Annotated in this window: 24 protein-coding genes, 2 tRNA genes, 2 rRNA genes and 1 pseudogene; 12 read left to right on the plus strand and 17 right to left on the minus strand. The window is 65.3% G+C overall.

Going from position 1 to position 21715, the window contains the following annotated elements; translation table 11 throughout:
• Positions 1 to 5: 5 nt before the first annotated feature.
• Positions 6 to 1088 (minus strand): DNA-methyltransferase, encoded by a 1083-nt coding sequence (locus tag NKJ34_RS11035; RefSeq protein WP_253738355.1) that lies wholly within the window; start codon positions 1086 to 1088, stop codon positions 6 to 8.
• Between the two features lie 157 nt (positions 1089 to 1245).
• Positions 1246 to 1320 (minus strand) — tRNA-Arg (locus NKJ34_RS11040).
• A 117-nt stretch (positions 1321 to 1437) separates the two neighbouring features.
• On the opposite strand from NKJ34_RS11040, the gene NKJ34_RS11045 reads away from it, so the two are divergent.
• From NKJ34_RS11045 to NKJ34_RS11060, 4 genes are all read left to right on the plus strand, one after another.
• On the plus strand, positions 1438 to 2007 hold the full coding sequence (locus tag NKJ34_RS11045; protein WP_253738356.1) for an AAA family ATPase: 570 nt from the start codon (positions 1438 to 1440) through the stop codon (positions 2005 to 2007).
• Entirely contained in the window at positions 2004 to 2420 is a 417-nt protein-coding gene (locus NKJ34_RS11050; RefSeq protein ID WP_253738357.1) for an RNA-binding domain-containing protein, read from the plus strand. Before NKJ34_RS11045 ends, NKJ34_RS11050 begins: the two co-directional genes overlap by 4 nt.
• A gap of 262 nt (positions 2421 to 2682) precedes the next feature.
• A complete protein-coding gene (locus NKJ34_RS11055; protein ID WP_253738358.1) occupies positions 2683 to 2934 on the plus strand; it encodes a DUF8028 family protein in 252 nt (83 codons plus the stop codon).
• 2 nt (positions 2935 to 2936) lie between these two features.
• Positions 2937 to 3203, plus strand: coding sequence for a DUF7123 family protein (locus NKJ34_RS11060; protein ID WP_253738359.1), 267 nt, complete (start codon positions 2937 to 2939; stop codon positions 3201 to 3203).
• Between the two features lie 114 nt (positions 3204 to 3317).
• Here NKJ34_RS11060 and NKJ34_RS11065 read toward each other — a convergent pair whose 3' ends face one another.
• Positions 3318 to 4301 (minus strand): nucleoside recognition protein, encoded by a 984-nt coding sequence (locus tag NKJ34_RS11065; protein WP_425491814.1) that lies wholly within the window; start codon positions 4299 to 4301, stop codon positions 3318 to 3320.
• Between the two features lie 105 nt (positions 4302 to 4406).
• Here NKJ34_RS11065 and NKJ34_RS11070 point away from each other — a divergent pair, with 105 nt between their 5' ends.
• Positions 4407 to 4790 (plus strand): secondary thiamine-phosphate synthase enzyme YjbQ, encoded by a 384-nt coding sequence (locus NKJ34_RS11070; protein ID WP_253738360.1) that lies wholly within the window; start codon positions 4407 to 4409, stop codon positions 4788 to 4790.
• Between the two features lie 49 nt (positions 4791 to 4839).
• A complete protein-coding gene (gene surE, locus NKJ34_RS11075) occupies positions 4840 to 5685 on the plus strand; it encodes a 5'/3'-nucleotidase SurE (protein ID WP_253738361.1) in 846 nt (281 codons plus the stop codon).
• 36 nt (positions 5686 to 5721) lie between these two features.
• On the opposite strand, the gene NKJ34_RS11080 is transcribed toward surE, so the two are convergent.
• Positions 5722 to 7116 (minus strand): signal recognition particle protein Srp54, encoded by a 1395-nt coding sequence (locus NKJ34_RS11080; protein WP_253738362.1) that lies wholly within the window; start codon positions 7114 to 7116, stop codon positions 5722 to 5724.
• A gap of 119 nt (positions 7117 to 7235) precedes the next feature.
• Between NKJ34_RS11080 and NKJ34_RS11085 the strand changes: the two genes are divergently transcribed.
• Both NKJ34_RS11085 and NKJ34_RS11090 read left to right on the plus strand, forming a co-directional pair.
• Positions 7236 to 8216, plus strand: coding sequence for a sensor histidine kinase (locus tag NKJ34_RS11085; RefSeq protein WP_253738363.1), 981 nt, complete (start codon positions 7236 to 7238; stop codon positions 8214 to 8216).
• Positions 8217 to 8253: 37 nt separating this feature from the next.
• Positions 8254 to 8823, plus strand: coding sequence for a response regulator (locus NKJ34_RS11090; protein WP_253738364.1), 570 nt, complete (start codon positions 8254 to 8256; stop codon positions 8821 to 8823).
• Here NKJ34_RS11090 and NKJ34_RS11095 read toward each other — a convergent pair.
• The 8 genes from NKJ34_RS11095 to NKJ34_RS11130 all read right to left on the minus strand — a co-directional run bounded on the left by NKJ34_RS11095 (position 8820) and on the right by NKJ34_RS11130 (position 14802).
• On the minus strand, positions 8820 to 9605 hold the full coding sequence (locus NKJ34_RS11095; protein ID WP_253738365.1) for a DICT sensory domain-containing protein: 786 nt from the start codon (positions 9603 to 9605) through the stop codon (positions 8820 to 8822). The genes NKJ34_RS11090 and NKJ34_RS11095 overlap by 4 nt on opposite strands.
• Positions 9606 to 9662: 57 nt before the next feature.
• Positions 9663 to 10889: a signal recognition particle-docking protein FtsY gene (ftsY, locus tag NKJ34_RS11100; protein ID WP_253738366.1), complete on the minus strand. Its 1227-nt coding sequence runs from the start codon at positions 10887 to 10889 to the stop codon at positions 9663 to 9665.
• Positions 10890 to 10922: 33 nt separating this feature from the next.
• The gene (pfdA, locus tag NKJ34_RS11105; RefSeq protein WP_253738367.1) at positions 10923 to 11402 is read right to left on the minus strand and encodes a prefoldin subunit alpha; all 480 of its coding nucleotides are present in this window, start codon (positions 11400 to 11402) and stop codon (positions 10923 to 10925) included.
• On the minus strand, positions 11399 to 11575 hold the full coding sequence (rpl18a, locus tag NKJ34_RS11110; protein ID WP_253738368.1) for a 50S ribosomal protein L18Ae: 177 nt from the start codon (positions 11573 to 11575) through the stop codon (positions 11399 to 11401). The genes pfdA and rpl18a overlap by 4 nt, the downstream gene beginning before the upstream one ends.
• Positions 11576 to 11647: 72 nt before the next feature.
• Complete coding sequence (locus NKJ34_RS11115) at positions 11648 to 12313, minus strand: translation initiation factor IF-6 (RefSeq protein WP_253738369.1); 666 nt, start codon at positions 12311 to 12313, stop codon at positions 11648 to 11650.
• A 3-nt stretch (positions 12314 to 12316) separates the two neighbouring features.
• Complete coding sequence (locus NKJ34_RS11120; RefSeq protein ID WP_253738370.1) at positions 12317 to 12592, minus strand: 50S ribosomal protein L31e; 276 nt, start codon at positions 12590 to 12592, stop codon at positions 12317 to 12319.
• 2 nt (positions 12593 to 12594) lie between these two features.
• A complete protein-coding gene (locus NKJ34_RS11125; RefSeq protein ID WP_253738371.1) occupies positions 12595 to 12747 on the minus strand; it encodes a 50S ribosomal protein L39e in 153 nt (50 codons plus the stop codon).
• 75 nt (positions 12748 to 12822) lie between these two features.
• Positions 12823 to 14802: a MutS-related protein gene (locus NKJ34_RS11130; protein ID WP_253738372.1), complete on the minus strand. Its 1980-nt coding sequence runs from the start codon at positions 14800 to 14802 to the stop codon at positions 12823 to 12825.
• Positions 14803 to 15117: 315 nt separating this feature from the next.
• Between NKJ34_RS11130 and larE the strand changes: the two genes are divergently transcribed.
• Positions 15118 to 15975, plus strand: coding sequence for an ATP-dependent sacrificial sulfur transferase LarE (gene larE, locus NKJ34_RS11135; RefSeq protein ID WP_253738373.1), 858 nt, complete (start codon positions 15118 to 15120; stop codon positions 15973 to 15975).
• Here the strand turns inward: larE and NKJ34_RS11140 are convergent, their stop codons facing one another.
• Positions 15976 to 16605, minus strand: coding sequence for a histidine phosphatase family protein (locus NKJ34_RS11140; RefSeq protein ID WP_253738374.1), 630 nt, complete (start codon positions 16603 to 16605; stop codon positions 15976 to 15978).
• Positions 16606 to 16664: 59 nt separating this feature from the next.
• On the opposite strand from NKJ34_RS11140, the gene NKJ34_RS11145 reads away from it, so the two are divergent.
• A complete protein-coding gene (locus NKJ34_RS11145) occupies positions 16665 to 16919 on the plus strand; it encodes a glutaredoxin family protein (protein ID WP_253738375.1) in 255 nt (84 codons plus the stop codon).
• On the opposite strand, the pseudogene tatC (NKJ34_RS11150) reads toward NKJ34_RS11145, so the two are convergent.
• Positions 16916 to 17731, minus strand: a pseudogene (tatC, locus tag NKJ34_RS11150) (twin-arginine translocase subunit TatC); the annotation flags it as partial. The gene NKJ34_RS11145 and the pseudogene tatC (NKJ34_RS11150) sit on opposite strands and share 4 nt — an antisense overlap.
• Before the next feature lie 189 nt (positions 17732 to 17920).
• Between tatC (NKJ34_RS11150) and tatC (NKJ34_RS11155) the strand changes: the two are divergent.
• On the plus strand, positions 17921 to 20116 hold the full coding sequence (tatC, locus tag NKJ34_RS11155; RefSeq protein ID WP_253738376.1) for a twin-arginine translocase subunit TatC: 2196 nt from the start codon (positions 17921 to 17923) through the stop codon (positions 20114 to 20116).
• Between the two features lie 180 nt (positions 20117 to 20296).
• Here the strand turns inward: tatC (NKJ34_RS11155) and NKJ34_RS11160 are convergent.
• Positions 20297 to 20373 (minus strand) — tRNA-Cys (locus tag NKJ34_RS11160).
• A 108-nt stretch (positions 20374 to 20481) separates the two neighbouring features.
• Here NKJ34_RS11160 and NKJ34_RS11165 point away from each other — a divergent pair.
• Entirely contained in the window at positions 20482 to 21195 is a 714-nt protein-coding gene (locus NKJ34_RS11165; protein WP_321169455.1) for an adenosylcobinamide amidohydrolase, read from the plus strand.
• Between the two features lie 159 nt (positions 21196 to 21354).
• Here the strand turns inward: NKJ34_RS11165 and rrf are convergent.
• Positions 21355 to 21476: ribosomal RNA gene (rrf, locus tag NKJ34_RS11170) — 5S ribosomal RNA — on the minus strand.
• 118 nt (positions 21477 to 21594) lie between these two features.
• Positions 21595 to 21715 (minus strand): 23S ribosomal RNA (locus NKJ34_RS11175); the annotation flags it as partial.

Here is a 21715-nt window from a genome sequence, read left to right on the forward strand (position 1 = left end):
GGCACCTACCGGTCGTCGCTGTCGGCATCGAGCTCGGCCCGCCAGTCGCTCCCTACCGGCTCGTGTGTGACGCTGTAGCCAGCCCTCGTGGACTCGACACCGTCGACTCCGAACAGCCGAATCGGTTGCTCCTGTTTTGTCATCACCGGAAACCCGTAGTTGTCGGCCTCGTAGTCGAACGTCTCGCCGGCGGCGCGCCGCTCGTCGACGAACGCCTCGTGTGCGTCGAGCCGGTCGGCGAGAACGCGGTCGGCCAGCGACTCGACCCGGTCGAGGCGGTCGGTGAAGGTCGATTCGAAGGCGGGGTCGAGTTCTTTACCGACCGAGTGCCGGCCGGCGACCATCGCCGCGAGCGTCGTCGTCCCGGTCCCCCAGAAGGGGTCGAAGACCGTGTCGCCGTACACCGAGTACATGTTGATCAGCCGGTAGGGAATCGCAAGCGGGTAGGCCGCCGATCGGTCGCGGCTGTCGACGCCGACGAGCCCCTGGTTGCGGCCGGTGATGTCGGTCCACAGATCGCTGAACCACCGGTTTCGCTCCTCCCAGAAGTAGGCCGCCTCGTAGCGACGGTCGGCCCGCGGCTCGAACGCCCGCTGGACGGGGCCGTTGCGGAACACCAACACGTGTTCGTGTTCGAGCGTCGCGTAGGCGTTCGGGGGCAACATCCCCGACCCCATGAACTTGGTCGCGCTGTTGGTCGGCTTCCGCCAGAGCAGCGACGGCAGCGGCTCGAAGCCGCGGTCGTCGAACGCCGCGGTGATCCGGCTGTGGTTCTGGTAGCGCCGAAACGAGCCACCGAGGCTCCGGGTCGCATCGCCGACGTTGATACAGGCGATCCCGCCGTCGACGAGGACCGACGAGACGGCCTCCCAGACCGCGTCCAGCGCCGTATGCATCGCCTCGAAGGCCGCCCGTCCACGGCCGGCATCGAGGTGGCCCTCGATTGCCGGATCCAGCGAGACGAACAGTTCGTCCCACAGCTCGATCATCGGGTACGGGGGCGAAGTGACCACGAGATCGACCGAGTTCGGCTCCAGCCCGTCGAGCGACCGGGAGTCACCGATGTGGACGCGGTGGTCCGTTTCCATGTAGGCTACGGTTCGGGGTCCCGAATAAAACAGCTTGGTATTGTCTCTCACTAGGTGATAATTACTTGCCCGCAAGCGACCGACAGACGTGGCTACGGGGGGAGGCGTCGACTACGCTGACGGTTTCAGCACAGGGAGACGATACACTGGATACGAACGGGCACGATGGGATTCGAACCCACGACCGTCGGATTAGAAGTCCGACGCTCTCTCCGGACTGAGCTACGTGCCCTCATCGGTAGGTCGACCCATCGGCTACAAAGCCGTTTGGGTTCGGCACGCCGCCGAATCAGCCGCGGGCAGTCCGAACAGCACACCTAAGTCGGTCACCCGACTACGGCCCACAGAGATGTACGTACTCGGAACTGTGGGGCTCCCCGGAAGCGGGAAAGGCGAACTGGCAGCGGTGGCCCGCGAGGAGGGGCTGCCGGTCGTCACGATGGGCGATGTCATCCGGCGGGCCTGTCGGGACCGCGGCCGTGATCCCGCGACCGACCACGGCGCGGTCGCCAAAGCCCTCCGCGAGGAGAACGGCCCGGCGGCGATTGCCGAGCGGTCGCTACCGCTGGTCCGGGAAGCCGTCGACGAAGGCGACGCAGAGACCGTCGTCGTCGACGGCCTCCGGTCGATGGTGGAAGTCGAGGCGTTCCGCGACGCCTTCGGCGAGGCCTTCCGGATCGTCTCCGTCGAGGCCCCCTTCGACCTCCGCGCCGAACGGCTCGACGCGCGCGGACGGGACGCCACCGACAGCGATCTCGAAGCGCTCCGGGCCCGCGACGAGCGGGAGCTCGGCTTCGGAATGGGCGAGGTGATGGAGGCCGCCGACTACCACATCGAGAACACGGGCTCGCTGGAGGCGTTCCGCGAGCGCGTGCGCGAACTGCTCGCTGCACCGGCCGACGTGGAGCCGAGCCGATGATCTACAGTATCGACGTCCGGATCGAAGCCCCGGTCGAGCCGACCGAAGTCACCGATCGGGTCGCCGACGCAGTCGGTCAGGTCTTCCCGAACGCCGAGTTCACCCACGAACCGGGGCTGCTGGTCGCCGAAACCCACACCCTCGACCCGTTTTCAGACGTCCTCCACGAGCAGGAGATCCTCGATACCGCCCGCCGTGAGTTCCTCAAACACGCCGACGAGGAGGGCTTTTCTTTCGCACTAAAAAAACAGGCAGCCTTCGAGGGCGTCGTCAACTTCGCGGTCGGCAACCCCGACGAACTCGGCGATATCGACGTCGACGTCCGGGTCCGGGAACCCGACGTCGAGTCGATCGTCGACGCCATCGCCCCGCCGACCGAGGACGGCACCCCGGTCGACCCGGGGAGCGACTGACCGGCGCGGAGCCGGGCAGACCGACGGTTGATTCACGCGAACCGAGAGATATCGGCCGACGATCCGGTGTTAACAACAGATACTCGAAACGAAAGCTGAAAGCGGTGCAAATCAGGTTGTAAAATGTCTTGGAGCTTCTAAGGTAGTAGTAAAATATTATAAAATGAATACACCGGGGTGATAAAGCGTATGAATCGACGCCAATGCTCGTCGTATTATATGCGGTATCCGGTCTATGGTGTAACCAGACGGTGACCAACCGATGAAGAACTTCACACCTAACCATGGACAGAACGCGAACGTCGAGTCCGACTCGATGGAACGGATCGCGCGGCAGGGGACGCTTGCGCTGGGAGCGACCGTCCGGCGGGTGAGTTTCTGGGCGGCGATCCTGTTGCCGCTCGTGTACCTGCCCCTGCTGTCCAGTGGTTCGGGTGCCGGGACCGGCTCCCTCGCCCTCGGACTGCTCGCGCTGAACCTGATCGCCCTGTTCGTCGGCCACAACCACCACTAATCATGAGCGCCACACCACAATCCGTTGGACCTGACGCCTCGACCAGCGACGCCAAACCGAAAGACGAACGGCTCGCCGACTACCTACGCGAGCGCGTGGACGACGGCGAGATGTACTTCAAGAGCAAGTTCATCGCCGACGACGTCGGCCTCTCGTCGAAAGAGATCGGCGCGCTGATCGTCAAACTCCAGGAGTCGGTCGACGACCTGTCGATCGAGCGGTGGTCGTATACGGGTGCGACCACCTGGCGAGTCGAGCAGACCAACTAACAGGGTTGTTGGAGACAGGCACCACTCGACCGCCCACCGGGCGGCGATCGAGCGGGAGCATCTACAACGAACCGTACGGCGTCGTCACCGTCTACCCACCACACTCCTTCGAACCTACATGGGAAGCGCCAGCAGCGTGACGACCACCAGCGAAATGAAGACGATTTTGAGGACCGTGTTGACGATGATCACTTTCGTGCCGAACGACGCCCCCCAGATCCCGTACTGAAACGGGATCGAGCGCTTGAACGTCGAGACCGCGAACGAAATAATCCCCCCGAGCAACAGCGTCGCGACCGCCTGCCGCGGCGTGAACGGATCGCCCAGAAACGGGGCGATGGCTGCGGCACCGGACGTCGTATCGAGCGTGTAGGTGACGATCACGGGGATCGAAACGGCCGGCAGGCCGACGAGTTGGGTCAGGGGGTCGGCCGAGCCGGTAATCGCGTTCAGATCGTACCGTGCGACGAGCAGCGTCACGAGCGTGTAGACGACCACGAGCCGGGGAACCAGTCGCCGAAGCGTCGGTCGCGTCCGGTCCCACGCGTCGACCAGGCGCTCGCGACGCGTCCGGGCCTCCGCGGCGAGTTCGTCGGGGTCGAGCTGGGCCGATCCGTCGACGTTCTCCTCGGAGAGCAACACCGCCCCGGCCACGATGCCGACGAGTGTGATCGCCAGCGCGATCAGCGCCCGCGAAGTGACGTAGAAGACCCCGACAGAGAGGCCGAGGATGGGGATGAGAACAGGAATGTAGTAGGTAAAGACGTGCTGGGCGAAGCCGAAGAACGTGTTCATCACGACCGCGATCAGCGTCGCCCGATCGTCGAGAAAGCCCGATTCCCGGAGATCGGCCAGCATCGCGTACCCGGCTGTCGTCGACACGGTCGTCGTCAGAATCGCGGTGCCGACCTCGTCGGGCAGGTTCGCCGGCCCCGTCAGCAACCGCGAGAGCCCAGCGATCTGCTGGACGAGCCCGAAGGCAACTGCGACGTTGGCAATGTACACCGCCGCCGAAACCAGCACGGCGATCCGTCCCACGCGCGGGAGTACGTCGACGAACGCGCCAACGACCGACTGGAGGAGCAACACCGACTGCACAGTGGGAGTCGGAACGGATGAATGAAAGAGCCGTCGATCGGCCGGTTAGGAACTCCCTACTCGGCCGACACCAACGTTTCAAGCACGGGAATCGGAGTCGACCGTATGGCCGATTTCACCGTCGAAACCGACGAGCGAACGACTATCGTCGACGTCACCGACCGCGTCGCCGACGCGATTCCCACGGACGCCGACGGCGTCTGTACCGTCTTCGTCAGACACACGACCGCTGGCGTGATCGTCAACGAAAACGAGCGTCGACTCCGCGAGGATCTCGCCGACGCCCTCGAGGAGTTAGTACCCGACGAGGGATGGAGCCACGACGCACTCGACGGCAACGCCGACAGCCACGTGCGGGCGATGCTCGTCGGCGAGAGCATCACCGTGCCGGTTCGAAACGGTGAGTTAGGTCTGGGCCGGTGGCAGTCAGTGCTGTTCGTCGAGTGTGACGGCCCCCGAACCAGAACGGTCGACGTCCTGCTTCACTGATCGGACAGTTTGCGATGGTTTTTGCTGATGGAACGCCGACCCTCGGTCAATGCATCTGCTGTTGACGAACGACGACGGCATCGGGAGTCCGGGACTGGCGGCGCTCTACGAGGCGCTGTCGGAGATCGCGACGGTCACCGTCGTCGCGCCCGCCGCCGACCAGAGCGGCGTTGGCCGCACGCGGTCGGATCTCTCCTTCGAACTCGACAACCGGATCACGATCGAAGATCACGAGTGGGGGTACGTCGTCGATGGGACGCCCGCCGACTGCGTCGCGGTCGGCCTGCGCCACATCCCCGAGGCCGACGAGATCGATCTCGTCGTCTCGGGAGCCAACGACGGCCCGAACGTCGGCAGCTACATCCTCGGCCACTCGGGAACGGTCGGCGCGGCCGTCGAGGCGGCGTTTCTCGGGACGCCGGCGGTCGCGGTCTCGGGGTACGACCGGGAGACGTACTTTCCGGAGGACAACGACGACCGGTCCTTCGAGCCGATCGCGGCTGCCACGCGGGACCTCATCGAGCTGCTTGAGGGCCGCTCGCTGTTCGACGGCGACGTCGACTACCTCAACGTCAACGTCCCGACCGAACCGGCCGAGACGGTCGTCGTCACCCGGCCGCTGGCGGATTACGACACCGCTGTCGTGGCGAGTGACGACGGGGGCGAGGCCTTCGAGAGCAACTACTGGTCGACCCACCCGGTCGACGGCGAGGGGTTCCCGATCGGACTCGAACGCTATGCCGGGGCCTATCCGGACTGGAGCGATCGGGCGGCGGTCGTCGACGGCGCGATCAGCCTGACGCCGCTGGGGACGCCACAGTCGGTCGTCGACACGCCGCTGGCGCTCGCCGAACTGGTCGAACGGTACAACAACAGGGCCGACGCCGAACCGTAGGCGTCGACTAACGGGGAGTAGGAGCCGGCTACCGGGTTACAGCTGGCCGCCGGGACCGCCGAGGCCGCCGAGACCGCCACCGCCGTCGCCCTGCTGCATCTTTTTCATCATCCGTTGCATGTCGCCGTCGCCCATCCCTTGGAACTGCTTGATCGTCCGGTGCATCATCTTGTGCTGTTCGAGCAGCTCCTTGACGGTCTCCTCGTCAGTGCCGGAGCCGCGGGCGATCCGTTCGACCTGTGTCGCGCCGATCGAGCGTGGCTCTTCGAGTTCGGCGTCGGTCATCGAATCCATGATGACGTCGAACGTTCGCATCCGGTTTTGGGTGACGTCCATCGCGTCGTCCGGTAGCTGGTCCATCATGCCGCCGCCCATGCCGGGGATCATGTCCATCACCTGATCGAGCGGCCCCATGTTATTCATCGCCTCCAGCTGTTTCTGCATGTCTTTGAGGGTGAACTCGCCTTCGAGCAGCTGTTCGGGGTCCCAGTCATCGTCCTCGGCCCCCGTCTCTTCCATCGCTCGCTCGACGCGCTCGGCGAGCTGTTTGAGATCGCCCATCCCCAGCAGCCGGGAGATGAAACTGTTGGGTTCGAAGCGCTCGATGTCCTGGACGGTCTCGCCGGTCCCGAGGAACGCGATCGAGGAGTCTGTCTCGTTGACCGCCGTCAGAGCACCCCCACCTTTGGCGGTCCCGTCGAGTTTGGTGATGGCGACGCCGTCGACGCCGACCGCCTCTTCGAAGCGCTGGGCCTGCTCCTTTGCGCCTTGGCCGATCGCCGCATCGAGGACTAGCAGGCTCCGGTCGGGATCGGCCGTCGACTCGATCTGTTCGATCTCGTCGATCAGGTCGTCCTCCAAGGCGTGTCGACCCGCGGTGTCGACGATGTGGACCTCCGCTTCCGCCGTTGCTTCGAGACCGTCGCGGGCGATCTTGACGGGATCGGATTCGTCGGGATCACCGTAGAACTCTACTTCGGCGCGCTCACACATCTGTTTGGCCTGATCGTACGCGCCCGGCCGGAAGGTGTCGGTCTGGATGACGGCGGGACGGAGCCCCTTCTTCGAGAACCACCACGCCATCTTGGCGGCAGTGGTCGTCTTCCCCGACCCCTGGAGGCCGGCGAGCATAATCGTCTGCGGCTCCAAGGGGAGTTCCGTCGAGTCGCCGACGAGTTCGACGAGTTCCTCGTAGACAATCTTGAGGACGTGGTCGCGGGCGGAGGTGCCGCCCGGCGCCTCCTCGTCGAGCGCCCGTGTTTTGATGCTGTCCGACAGGCTCATCACGAGGTCGACGTCGACGTCGGCCTGCAGCAGCGAGCGCTGGATCTGCTTGACGACCGCCTGGACGTCGTCTTCGTCGAGCCGGGACTTCCCGCGGAGGTCGTCGAGGGTCCCCCGGAGGGAGCTCCCGAGATCATCGAGTACCATTTGGCCGACGTACGAACCCCAACCGGTAAAGCGTTGTTCGTCGGGCGGCGGGCGAGATTATATCAACAAAACCCATTGTACCGGAGGAATTACTACCCAAGATACTGTCAGTGCAGGTAATGGAAGACCGAGACCGGCCGCTGTTCGTCGGGCCGTCGGCGCTGGCCTCGCAGGTCGGAGCGGCACTCGGGCGGGAGTTCGCCGTCGCACCGACGACAGCGGCGGCCAGCGAGCGGCTCGGCGAGCGGACGGCCTGTGTCGTCACCGATCACGACCCGCCGACCCACGACTGTTTCGAGCTACTCGAGTCGACCGATCGGCCCGTCGTCGTCGTCCCGACCGACGGCGGGACCAGCGCGTTGGCGACGCGGGCGCTCCAAGCGGGGGCGGCCACCTATCTCGATCCGACGACCGTCGACGACGTGCCGGCAGCCGTCGCCGCCGCCGTCGAGCGGGCTATCGCCGACGCGGAGGCCGACGTCGAGGCCAGAATCGAGGAGTTTTCCAGCATCGTCTCCCACGAGCTTCGGAGCCCGATCCAGACGGCCAAATCCGGGATCGACCTCGCCAAAGCCCAATGTGACAGCCGGTATCTCGACGAGGTCGGCGAGACGATCGACCGGATGGACGAACTGATCGACAACCTCCTCGAACTGCTCGATACCGGCGAAACGACCGTCGAGACGACCGGCGTCGACCTCGAAGCGGTCGTCGAGGCCGCCTGGCCCGGCGGAACCGCCGCGAACCTCCTGATCGAAGACGAGCTGCCGACCGTCGAGGCCGAACGCTCCCGGCTCCAGCAACTCCTCGAAAACCTGTTTCGGAACGCGGTCGACCACGCCGGCGAGACGGTGACCGTCCGAGTCGGGGTCGTCGGCGATCCCGCGACAGGCTTCTATGTTGCCGACGACGGCCCCGGGATCGTGGCCGATCGCCGGGAACTCGTCTTCGAGTACGGCTACACCGACTCCGAGGCGGGGTCGGGGCTCGGCTTGGCGATCGTCGAGGAGATCGCCGAGGCCTTCGGCTGGACGGTGACGATCACCGACAGCGAGACCGGCGGGGCCCGATTCGAAATCTCACAAGTAGATATCAGATAAACCAAACTATTTTTACCGGTCGCTGAGAGGCTGAGCTATGGCCGACACCGGCGACAAAACCGTCCTCATCGTCGACGACGAGGAGATGGTTGCGGAATCCTACGAGCTGTATCTCGACGACGACTACGAAACGATCGTCGAGTACAGCGGCGGCGCGGCACTGATGGAACTCGACCAGCGGGCAGTCGACCTCGTATTGGTCGACCGGCGGATGCCGGGGATGTCCGGCGACGTCGTGATCGACCACATCGACAAATGGGAGATGGACTTCCAGGTGATCATGGTGACGGCGGTCGACCCGGATATCGATATCATCGACATGCCGTGTGACGGCTACCTCACCAAACCCGTCAGCGAGGACGAACTGTTGGCGGCAGTCGATCGCGCGTTCCGGATCAAACACTACGAGGACCTCATCGCGGAGTACAACCAGCTCTCCGAGAAGTACGAGGTGCTCACCAGCCAGTTTTCCTCGCGGGAGCTGACCAATCAGGACCGCTTTACCAAACTCGAAAGTCGGATCGAAGAGATGGAAGCCGAGATCGCCGAGACAGTCGAAGGCTTCTCCGACAGCAAGCTCAGCGACGCTTTCAACCGGCTCCACTAGAAGGTCGACCGGGCGTACGACTGGGCCCGACGAACGCGGTCGGGGTCGTAGGTCCACAGTCCCCGCCAGACGTTCGGGGCAGTCTCCTCGGCGATCAGCGCGACGTGGTCGCCATCCGGCTCGGGTGGCCGGAACACCACGAACCACAGCCGCCGGAGCTCCGAATCGTCGGTGGCGTGGACGGTCAGATCCAGCGTCTCGGCGGCGGTCGGATCGTCGGCCACGCCGTAGACGTGGGCGTCGACGGCGGTGTCGGCGAGCCATTCGTAGACCTGTCGGGTGCCGAACTCGTCGTCGAGCCGCGAGAGGAGTTGGAAGGAGGCGTCGAAGGAGCCGGCGCCGGCCGACAGCGCCCGGAACTCGATGAACCGCGAGATGACGACCAACAGTAGCTTCTCCTTGTTCGAGGCGGGATACCCCCGGACGGTGAACTCGATGTCGTCGAGGCCGGTCAGGACGTCCGGAAACGAGCCCGTCTCGATCTGTTTGGTGCCGGTCCGGTAGCGGTCGGTGTTGACCAGCAGGAAGGCCCGCTTGAGGTCGTCCCACGAGGAGGTAGCGACGACCTCGCCGTCGTCGACCAGACAGACGAGGTTCTCGGCGCCCTCCGAGAGTTGCCGCTCGGTCACCGTGACCGACTCGGTGTCGAACACCCGGTCGAGCAGCGAGAGCTGCGGCTCGACGGCTGTGTCGGTCAGATTGACCAGCAGCAGCGTCTTCGACGAGGTGTCGACCTCGTCGATAATTCCACCCAGCGAGTCGGTATCCGGCGTCCTCCGCATCACTCTGTACAGAGGCACGCGACCCATTTAAACCGCGTGTCCCGGGGGAGCCTCGGCTCAGTCCTCGCCGAGCAGTTGGTCGACGAGTTCCTCGGGGACGAACGGTTCGATGTCGTCGTACCCCTGTCCGGTTCCCAAAAAGAGGATCGGCTTGCCGGTCACATAGGAGATCGAGATCGCCGCCCCACCCGAGGAGTCGGCGTCGGCTTTCGTCAGGATCGAGCCGTCGATCGCGGCGGCGTCGTTGAACTCCTGGGCGCGCATCACGGCGTCCTGACCGGCGACCGCCTCGTCGACGAACAGCGTCATGTCGGGGTCGACGACGCGGTGGATCTTTGCGAGTTGGGACATCAGATCGTCGCTGGTGTGGAGCCGACCGGCCGTATCGCCCAGCACGACGTCGACGTCGTTGGCCTCGGCGTACTCGACGGCGTCGTAGATCACCGCGGCGGGATCGCCGCCCTGCTGGTGGGTGATGATCTTGCGGTCGACGTTCTCGGCGTGTTTCTGGAGCTGTTCGTTCGCCCCAGCACGGTAGGTGTCACCGTTGGCCAGCACCGAGGTGTAGCCCCGCTCGCCGAGGTATTCGGAGAGCTTGGCGATCGAGGTGGTCTTGCCGACACCGTTGACGCCGGTGAAGACGATGGTGACGGGTTTGTCGGCTTCGGCGAGCCGCTGCTCGAAGTCGAACTGCCCGACGCTGATGACGTCCACGAGCGCGTCGTGTAAGGCGAGTTCGACGAGTTCGCCGGTCGTATCGACCTGTTTGCGCGTCTCGCCGATCATCTTCTCGCGGACGGTGTCGAGGATCTCCTCGGCGACGCTCATCTCGACGTCGCTTTCGAGCAGCGCCATCTCGAGTTCCCAGAGGGGGTCTTCGAGGTCCTCCTCTTCGATGATGATCTTGCCGGTTGCGAAGGCTGCGACCCGCTTGAGAGTACCGGGACCGTCCGACTCGTCGTCTGTGTCGTCCTCGTCTGCGATCTCGTCGGTAGCCTCAGCCGACGCTTCGGCCTCGGTGGTCTCCGTGTCAGCCTCGGTGGCATCGGTTTCACCGGCGTCGACCTGTTCGGTCGCCGTAGCATCGGCTGTCTCGGTGTCTGTGGGCGATTCTGGCTCCGGTGTCGACTGAGCGGCCTCGGTCTCGGCGGCTGGCGAATCGGCAGACTCGCTGTCCGAGGCAGCAGCCTCGCTGTCGGCGTCTTCGGCCTCCGCCTTCTCCTCGGCGGTTTCCTCGACGTCGGACCGGAACTTGCTCAGTTTGTCTTTGAGTCCATCGAACACGGCTGGAAAGAATTTCTGGCTGCGGTCGGCGTGTTATTCGCTGTCTTCTTCGCCCTGCATCGCCTGCATCTGCTGCATCTGCTGTTGCTGCATCCGCTGCTGGATGGCTTGGGCCTGCTCTTCGAGGGTGTCGGCCTCCTCTTCGAGTTCGTCGATCTCGCTTTCGAGCTCGTCGATCTCCTCGTCGATGGCCTCCTGTTTGAGGTTCAGGGAGTCGACGGCGGTGTCCTGATCCTGCTCGGCCGCGTAGCCGCCGCCGAGACTGACGATGACCTCGTCGATGTCCTGGATCTCCGCGCGGAGGTAGGCGTCGCCGCCGAGGGGAACCTGCACCGTCGACCCGCTGTCGAGGGTCTCGAGGGCCTCGATCGCTTCGTCGATCTCCGAGCGTTCAGTCGTGAGTTCGGCGATCTCCTCGTTGAGTTCGGCGATCTCGCTGTCGAGGGCTTCGAGCTGCTGTTGGAGCTGCTGGAGCTGCTGGCCGCCGCCACCGCTTGCGCCGCCACCCATCATGCTGCGGACACCTCTTCGATCGTGACCTGCGTGCGCTTGAGACCGTGTTCGCTGCCGAACTGCGAGAGCACGTGCTCGCGGGCGACGGATTCGTTGACGGCCTCGATAACCTTTGAGAACGATCGTGGGCCGTCACGACCGTCGAACTGACCACGAATAGTGAACTGACTCATACCAACACGGTCCGGTCGGGACCCGGAAGTATCTTCCTACTCGGGGATGGTGTGGGAACCGACCGCGCGACCTCAGTCCAGAAAGCCGAGGGTATCTTCGATCCGTCCCAGCTCCGGGCCAGTCGTCTCCTCGCCGACGAGATAGCTCTCGTCGTTGGCGACCAGTCCCGACCCCAGCAGGGGCGTCCCGTAGTTGATCGTCCCCAGATCGGCGTAGACGTCGAGATGGTCCTCCAGCGTTTCGAGGTCCGACTCGGTAGCAGTCGGATGGCAGAGCACGCCGGTGTTGTTGGCGACTGCCGCCGTGCCGACCGTGTCGACGTCGCCGAGACTACCCCGCAACACCGGCACGTCGAGGGCCTCCTTGACGGCGGTGACCGCCTCCCGTGAGAGGTCGGGATGGACGTACGCGCCGTAGTCGTTGGCCAGCACGACGTTGCCGGCGGCGTTGATCCGGCCGGGGAGTTCGACCACCGAGCCGTCGACGGCCGCGGCGAGCCGCTGGGTCTCCCGGTCGGTGACGCGGTTCGAGACCAGCAGGCCGTTTTCGTTACCGACGGCTAAGGAGCCGACCGTGCCGGAACCGCCGACGGTCGTTGCCACTGGCTCGACGCCGAGTTCGGCGGCCATCGAGTCGACCTGCTCGTCGGGGGCGTCGTGGCGGACCAACAGACAGTCGGGCGTGACGCGGGCGAAAACGCCGATGTACGGCGAGCCGGCGACTGAAAGGCGGAGCACGCGTTAGGCGACTTCGGCTTCGACGATCGCCTCGTCGTCCTCGACGAAGCGGGCCGCACGCACCCGGAGCTTCGACGGCGGGTTCTGCCGGCCGTTCTCCCAGACCGCCTCGTTGACCGAGGGGTCGAGTCGGACCGCCTCGCCGTCGACGTTGAAGTGCTGAGCGAGGTGGTCGCGGATGAGCTTCATCGCGCGATCGGCGCGCTTCTGGACGGCGACCTTCCGGACGTCTCGCAGCGGGACCGTTACGACGCGTTCTTCGAAATCACTCGTACTCATTGTTACTCGTCAGTGCTGCTGCGCCGCCAGTTGCGACGTTTGGGGTTTCGGGAGACCTGCATATCCGTCTTCATCATGACCCACATCGGGACACGCGTGTTCTGCCGTTCGTGTTTCGCAAGCCGCTTTTTCTGTGCCTTCGTTTTCTTACCCATAGTAGCATACCCTCTTACTCGGCGGCTTAAAATCCTGTCCATCCCGTACGGGGGTTAGGCAAGCGAATTGAGGGGTCAGAACTTCTCTAACAAGGATTCGTAAAAACTCGCGTCGCTGGCTTCGCCAGCCAACTTTTCGACGATCAACTCCGGCGTCGACCGCGCCAAGTGACCTTTCACCGGCGAGCGGTCGACCTCCAGTTCGCCATCGACCAGCCCGACCGCCTGAATCCCGTCGACGGCCACCTCGACGTCCGCCGCCTCGCGGATCTGGTCGGCGAGATGCGAGACGAAGACGGCGGTCGCGCCCTGTGTGTCCAGCGCCTCCAGAATCCCGGCGATGATCTTCGCGCTCGCGCCGGGTTCGGTGATCGACTCCAGTTCGTCGACGAGGACGAGCCGTCCCTCGGCCCCCGCCACGAGGTCGCCGAACTCCCGGACCGTGCTCTCGAAGGCCCCCGCATCCAGCGTCCCCTGCGATTTGGCGTAGTAGTGGAGTTCGGTGAACCGCTGGAGGCGGACCGACTCGGCAGGGACCGGCAGTCCCATATGCGCGAGGATGACGACCAGCCCGACGAGGTCCAGCAGCGAGGTCTTGCCGCCGGAGTTAACCCCCGACAAGAGGGTGACACCCGCGACGCCGTAGTCGACTGGGTCGACCTCGCTGAACTCGACATCCAGCAGCGGCGAGCGCCCGGCGGTGATCTCGAAACCAGCGTCGGCGTCGACGAATTCGGGGAGTGTGCAGTCGAAGTCCCGCGCGAAACGGGCGATCGCCAGCTCGACGTCGAGTTCGAGGGCGTTTCGGACGAGTTGGTCGACCGGCTCCCGGAGGTCGGCGAGATCGGCGGCCAGCTCGCTTTTGAGGGTCGAGGCCCGCCGGTCGCGGGCCGCGGTGAGTTCGTTTTTGAGCCGAGACACCGCGTCGTCGTGTCGACTGATCGGGAAGGTGGGATCGCCGCCGAAGACCCGGTCGGCGAGTTCGCCCTCCTCGGGAGCCAACGAGAGACTCTCGCGGAGATGCGTGCGGGCCTTGTCGAGTGCGGTTTCGAAATCCTCGTCGAGTTCACGGGCGAGAAGGGAGTCGACGCGAGCACCCTGTTCGACTAAGGAGAGGAAATCCTGCCCCTCGATGGTGACGTTGCGCTCCTGGATGACCTCCCGGAGGTAGTCGTTGGCGACCGATTCGGCGGTGCCGACGGCGGCGTCCAGATCGTCGACCGCGACTTCGAGCCGCCGGAGTTCCTCGTCGCCGACGATGGTGCCGTCGTCGTCGACGCGAGCGAGACCGTCGTCGAGGGCGTCGAGATCGCAGGGGGGCTCGATGTCGGCCAGCCGGTGGACCTCGGCGGCGGCCTCGATCGACTCGCGGTTGGTCGCGAACACCGACAGCAGCCGTTCGGGGACGACCGTCTCGGGTTCGTCGAGGGCGTCGGGACGGACCCGGACGTCGCCATCGACGTCGATGCCGGCGAACGACTCGTCGAGGACGAAGACGGTGGCATACGAGCGGGCTAGCTCGTCGATATCGCGGGCGTCGTCGACGACTTCGGCCGAGAGTTCGGGCATCCGGTTTTTGGCCGTAGCGTACTGCTCGGCGTCGGCCGTCGCCAGACACCGATCCCGAACCCGGAGCCCCGAGGGGTCGGCCAGCGGCGCGACGCCGGCCAGCGCCTCCCGGACGGCCGGGTCGGGGTCCCGCGACAGCGCGCGGTCGACCAACTGGCGGACCTCCTCGATCCGGGACTCACAGGGGCTCGGATAGAGGGTTTCGAGCCGCTTTTCGGCGTAGGTCGTGACCGCCCGGTGTTGGAGCAGCGACAGCGCGTCGTCGTACAGCGATTTGGCGCGGTCGGTCGCCAGAAAGCCGCCGGGGTCGTCGTGGCGGCGCTGGATCGCGCCGCGGGCGATGGCGGCCGCCCGCCCCTCGGTGATGCCGGGGGCCGATGCGATCGTTAACACGTCGCCGGCATCGAGGGCGGCCACCGGATCGTCGAGTTCGGCGAGCGCCGCCGCGGTCTTTTGGCCGACACCCGGGATCGATTCGAACTCCATTCGCCTGCCAGTCCCACTGACAGCGACTAAAAGTTGCGGTTGAAAGGGGGAGTGACGCCCGCCCCACGGGCGCCCCACAGGTGGCCGAAGCCGGGCAGCGACACCAGCACGAACGGTCGGTCACGCGGCACCATCGGCCCACGGCGTTGGAGTGTGGTGGTCCACAGCAGTCCGACGGTGGTCGACAGTTATTGGCTGTCTGTCACTACCCGGCCGTGTGAATGGTATCCAATGGTATGAGGGTTATGGCCACGGCCAATCGCGAGAGAATCACACGAACAACGGGCTTTTGCCCCGGGGCGTCTAGGTCGGGCTATGACTCCTAGTCAAAAGGCCGCAGCCCTGCGGGACGATCTCGCCGACTGCGAGGGCGTCCTCGTCGCCTTCTCGGGCGGCGTTGACTCGGCGGTCGTCGCGGCGCTGGTCCACGAGGCCCTTGGCGATCGGGCGGTCGCCTGCACGGCCAGAAGCGAGACGCTACCGGCGGCCGAACTCGACGACGCCAGAGCGGTCGCCGACGAGATCGGCATCCGCCACGAGGTCGTCGCCTTCTCCGAACTCGACAACCCCGACTTCGTCGACAACGACGGCGACCGCTGTTACCACTGCCGGACGATGCGGCTCGGCAAGATGTACGAGGCCGCCCGCGAACTCGGCATCGAGACCGTCTGTGACGGCACCAACGCCTCGGATCCCGGCGAGGGCCACCGCCCCGGCCTCCGGGCCGTCGAGGAACTCTCGGTACGCTCGCCGCTGCTCGACCACGACATCACCAAGGCCGAGGTCCGGGCGATCGCCGAGGACCGTGGGCTGTCGGTCGCCGACAAACCCGCGATGGCCTGTCTCTCCTCGCGGATCCCCACCGGGCTCGACGTCACCGAGACCAAACTCACGCGGATCGAAAAGGCCGAACGGCTGCTCCGAACGTGGGGCTTCGAGCAGTTCCGGGTGCGGGACCACGACGGCCTCGCCCGGATCGAGGTCGACCCCGACGAATTGGCGGCGGCCCTCGACCCGGAGTTCGCCCGCGCGGCCCGCGAACACCTCACCGACCTCGGCTTCGACCACGTCACCCTCGACCTGCATGGCTACCGGACCGGCAGCGTGAGCCCGGCGGCCGACGACGAGTCGGAGGCGGAGGCAGTGTTCGACCAGCAGTACCCCTCGAACTGATCAGGCCGTATCGGCGGCGAGGTGACCGGTGTCGTTTTCGACGACAACCTCGATCCGATCCCCGTCGACGACTAACTCGTTGATCGCGCAGTTTCCCTGTTCCTGATCGAGAACCGTCGCCCGAATGTCGAGGCCCCGCACTGCGCCGAGCACCAGATACAGCGGGCCGCCGTGGGTGACGACGACCGCCGTCTCGTCGGCGCCGAGGGAGTCGCGGAGGTCCTCGACCGCCGCCAGCACCCGCTTTCGCTGGTCGAGGAGGCTCTCGCCGCCCTCGGGGCGGGCCTCGGCGGCCGTGTAGCCGACCTCGCTCAAAGTGTATTCGGGATAGCCGAGGAACAACTCGCCGTAGTCGAGCCCCTGCAGGACGCCGAAATCCCGCTCCCGCCAGCGGCGGTCGGTTCCGAGTTCGCAGTCGACCGCTCGGGCGATGGGCCGGGCGGTTTCGAGGGTCCGGCGGAGGTCCGAGGCGAGCAACCGGTCGACCGCGTATCGGTCGGCGAGCCGCTCGGCCAGCGCCGCGGCCTGCTCGTGGCCGCGGTCGGCCAACGGAACCGGAGCCCACCCCTGAACCCGGCGCTCGCGGTTCCACTCGGTTTCGCCGTGCCGGACCAACAGCAGCCGTCCCATGTTCCTCCCTCTCGTCGACAGGTCGTAACGCTTGCCTTCCAGCCGGGCCGAACGGATGTATGGTAGCTCCAGTCGACGTGACGATCTACACCCGGACCGACTGTCACCTCTGTGAGGAAGCGAAAGCGACCATCGAAGCGGTCGCCGACACGGTCGAGACCCCGGTCACGATCACCGAGGTCGACGTCGACGAAGACGAGACGCTCCGGGCCGAATACGGCGAGCGGGTCCCCTACGTCTTCGTCGACGGCTGGCCCGCGTTCAAATACGAGGTCGACGCCGACGAACTGCGTCGACAGCTCCAGGACGCCTAGTTGCCGGTCCACCGGAGCAACGCGAGGGTCCCCTCGAAGAGCCCGACCATCGTCAGGGTGACGATGATGGGGGCCATCCCGGTCGGATCGGGGCTAAAGAGGAAGGCGATCCCGAGGAACGCCCCCCAGAAGACGAGACGTTTGGCCTCCAGCCACTGCCGGGTGACCAGCCCCATCATGATCGCAAGCATGATGAACAGCGGAATCTGGAAGATGAGCGCCATCCACCCCATCAGGATCAAAATGAGATTAAACGTCTCCTGGAGCCCGTAGGCGACCGTCGCCGCATCACCGGTGTACTGGGTGAAGTACTCGAAGATGAAGGGCAACACGAGGAAGTGGGCAAACAACACGCCGAGGACCCCCAACACGAGGCTCGTCGGCACCGACGCGAGGTAGTAACGGCGCTCGGTCGGGTAGAGGCCGGGCCGCATGAAGCGGTAGGTCTGGTAGACGAACACCGGCAGTCCGACCACCAACCCCGCGAGGCCGGCGACTTTCAGCTTCGTGAGGATGAACTCCAGCGGGCCGTAGAGCCGGGGGCGATTGGTCGCAGCCTCCGGGATGTGGGAGGCCCACAGGAAGTTGATGGTGTCACCGGCGAACGGGTAGACGACGATCATCACGATCCCGGCGACCAGAAAGACGACGCCGAGCCGCTTCATCATCTCCTCGATGTGGTCCGCAAGCGGCATCTCCTCGTCGGACTCGGGGCCGTCGCTCACCAACCCGTCGTCGACGCTGGGCGTGTCGGTCCCGTCGGTCGGCGGCGTCTCCTCTGCCGGTAACCCCGACTGTGCGGTCCCGCCGTCGGTCGACGGCGGGTCGGAATCCGGCGAGTCGGGGTACTCGGCCATACGGTTGTAGTAGATTCCCGTGTCGTTATAGGCCTTTTCCGATCCGGCCGGCGCAGTAGCCAACGGGTGACCCACCGGTCGACCGGAGGGCCACCGCGTGGGCGAGAGAAAAAGTTGATAACGGCGAGTCGGCTTCCTACAGTCATGTCTAGCGCGCTCGATGCGGACACCAGGCGACAGCTTGGTGAGACGACAGCCACCGCTCGTGCGATGCTACGAGCCGCCCAGAAGGACCTCCAGAAGGTCTTTATCGTCTTTCTGATCGGCTTCATCGGGACATTTTATGCGCTTCGACTCTACATCTGGGAGTTCCTCTACGACGTGACCAAATCTCGGATGGCCGACGACGTCGGTGAGAGCTTCGAGGTCATCGCCCAGACCCCTTTCGACGTGATCTTGCTGCAGGCCAAGATCGGCCTCATTATCGGGATCATCCTCGCTCTACCGGCGTTTCTGTATTTCGCCCGCGACGCCCTCCGGACCCGCGGCTGGTGGCCACAGACGCCCGTCGCGCGGTGGAAAATCGCCGTGATCGGGCTGTTTGCGGCCGGCCTGTTCGCCGGCGGCGCGGCCTACGGCTACCGCGTCTTCTTCCCCGTCATGTTCGGGTTTCTGGCTGGCTTCGGCTTCGATGCCGGACTGAACCCGAGCTACTCGATCGTGCTGTGGACGGAGTTTATCGTCCTGTTGACGATCTCCTTCGGGCTGGCCGCCCAGATGCCGCTGGCGATTACCGGCCTGTCGTACGCCGAAATCGTCCCCTACGAGACGTTCCGCGACAAGTGGCGGTACGCCGTCCTCGGGATGTTCGTCTTCGGCGCCTTCTTCTCGCCGCCGGATCCGTTCACCCAGATCATGTGGGCCGCGCCGCTGATCGTCCTCTACGGCCTGAGCCTCTATCTGGCCAAGGTCGTCGTCACCGCCAAACGCGGCAGCGAACGGATCGACATCCCGGGGGCGGCCCGCCGACACTGGAACAGCCTCGCGGGACTCATCGTCGGCGGGTTCGGGGCTGTCTATGCGTTCTACACCTACGGCGGCGTCGATGCCGTCAACGGGCTGTTGAGTCGACAGCTCGCTGTCGGCCCGTGGACGATCGCCACGAGCTACCGACTCCTGCCAGCCGGAGCGGGGCTCGGTGTCGCCCCGGACGTGGCAATCGGGCTCTACGGTGGGCTCCTGAGTCTCACGCTCGTGCTGGTCGGGCTGGCCTACTTCGTCTACGCCGAACTCGACGCCGACGTGATCGAGACGAACCTCGGCGATCCGACCGCGATCGACCTCTCGGAGCTCGACGCCGCGGGGATTCGCGCCGCACCTCCGGAGGCGTTCGTCGACCTCGAGGAGGACGAGGCAATGGCGATGGCCAGTCAAGCCTTGGAGGCCGACGACCCCGAGAAGGCCCGAGCTATCGTCGACCGGTTCGACGAGACCGAGGCCGAACGCGAGGCGGCCGCCGAAGCCGCTGCCGAAGAAGAGGGCGACCTCGGCGACCGCGCCGAGCGGGCCGGCGACTCGTTCCTCTCGGAATTCACCGACGGCGAGACCGACACCGACGATATCGGCGGCTACTACACCGATATCGTGTTCATCCTCGGGGCGCTCCGCTCGCGGTCCTTCCGGCTCGTGGTGACGTTCCTCGCCGCCATGGTGGCGACGTTCATGGCGTTCTACGTCGGCGGGCTGGGGGTCGTCCGTGAGAACTTCCTGAGCCGGATGCCGCCGCAGTTGGTCGACGAGACGACACTCGAAATCATCACCCTCCACCCCGTCGAGGCGATCCTGTTTATTGTCAAAGTCTCGGTGCTGATCGGCGTGCTGGCGGTGTTGCCGATGGCGGCCTACTACGCCTGGCCCGCGCTGAAGGAGTTGGGGGCCGTCCGGGGCCACCAGCGGGTCGTCTTCCTGTGGGTCGGCTCGCTGACCGCGGGGCTCCTCGGTGGCTTTGCGCTGGGCTACTTCTATATCGCCCCCGCGGTAATCTCCTATCTCGTCGCCGATGCGACCGCCGCCAAGATGCTGATCACCTACCGGGTCAACGACTTCTTCTGGCTCATCATCTTCACCACCGCCGGCATCGGCCTGCTGGCTGACCTCCCGATCCTGATGGTCCTGCTCAACAACGCCGGCGTCCCCTACCGGGCGATGCGATCCCGGTGGCGCGAGGTGACGATCGCACTGCTGACTGTCGGCGCGCTGCTCACCCCCGCCGACATCACGACCATGTTCCTCGTCACGGTGCCGCTGATGGCCGCCTACGGCGTCGGCCTGCTCGTGTTGTTCATCATCACGGCCGGCGGTCGACGGGACCTCGCGCCGCCCGCGGAGATCGTCTCGTAGGCCCAAGAAGTACCGAACGCACTCTCAGCGTTCGACCACAGTCGGATGGCTCTCGGACTTCGGTGAACACCGTCAGAAGAGCCAAGGGCCGGATTTGAACCGAAGAGAGACTCACTCCGTTCGTCTCTCAGGGTTCAAATTCGTATGGCTTCCGCTACTGGGGTATTGTTCGTAGCAAGAAGCCAAGGGCCGGATTTGAACCGGCGGGGGTTCCGCTCTGCAGGCGGATGCGTTCGGCCAGACTCTGCCACCTTGGCGCAACCCGAATTACTGTTGAGACGTTCTTAAGCCTAGCGGTCTCATCGCTCCGTCGACGCGGCGGAACCGACACGTACAGGGGCTGTCGACCGCAATCTCTCGGCCACGTGACCGACCGCATCCTCCAGCCGACCGTGCGATCGAACGTCTGCCAACTCCGCACCCCGACGCTGGAGTGGCTGTCGACGGGGTTCGACGGAGGCAGCCACCACGCGGCAGCCGCCTACAACATCACCGTCCCCGAAGGCTGGACGGAGACCGATCTCCGGGGTTACGCCGACGGCCGGCTCGCCGAAGCGGGCTTCGACACGCCAGGGCCGGTGCTGCTGACGGGCGTCGACCAGCGGCACGCCCGACGGGCGAGCCTCGATCCCGTCGAAGTGGTCGTCACCGCGGGCGTCTCGAATCCGTCGACGCTCCCAGCGGCGCGTCGACCCGAAACGTACCCCGCCGACCCCGACGAGACGTTCCGACCGGGGACGATCAACATCATCGCCACCACGAAGCGTGACCTCTCGGCGGGCGCGCTCGCCAACCTCGTCGCGGTCGTCACCGAGGCGAAGACGGCAACCCTCCTCCGACTGACCGGCTTTTCCGGGACGACGAGCGATGCCGTGATCGTCGGCAGCGATCCCTCCGGGGAGCCGGCGCGGTTTTCGGGCGCGTCGACCGCTGTCGGGCGGGCGGCGCGAGCCTGCGTGCGGGACGCGCTGACCGCAGCGCTCGCGAGTCGGTACGAGAACGAGGTGTTGCCCGAGTCGGTCGTCGAGGCCACATACGGCTGTGCGACGACCGTGGAGGCGACGGTGTCGGAACTGTAGCCGGAACGGCGTGGGAGTCGTCACGTCCGGTCGACGAGAGCTGGCGCCTTGTATAAATACAAAAAGCCCACAAGCGATAGCTATCGCTTGCGGGCTTGGTATGAGTGTGATCCGTGTGGATCACGGTATGAGGGTGATTCCAGCGGAATCACCCATGAATAGGGGCGGCGAACCACGACTCCCAGAGGGTCTCCCACTCCAGTACTGCGTGGTACGCAGACGAGCTTAACTTCCGTGTTCGGGATGGGTACGGGTGGAACCTCGTCGCTATGGCCGCCGTAACGCCGACCAGTGGAGTCGAACCACTGCAAGTCCAAGTCGGTCGAACGGTCCGTACGATCGTGTGAATACGTGCAATCCAGTTTGCGCCTGGACCCATTACAATGGGTCAGTGCATAGTATGATTGTGGCTTGGTCTGTTAGTTCTCGTGGGCTCAACACCTCGTTGCCTCGGTGCGCACACCCCGAGTCTATCGAACTCGTCTTCTACGAGTGACCTCTGTGGTACGTCTTTTTCATG

The sequence above is a fragment of the Halohasta salina genome (assembly GCF_024178165.1).
GTDB lineage: Archaea > Halobacteriota > Halobacteria > Halobacteriales > Haloferacaceae > Halohasta > Halohasta salina.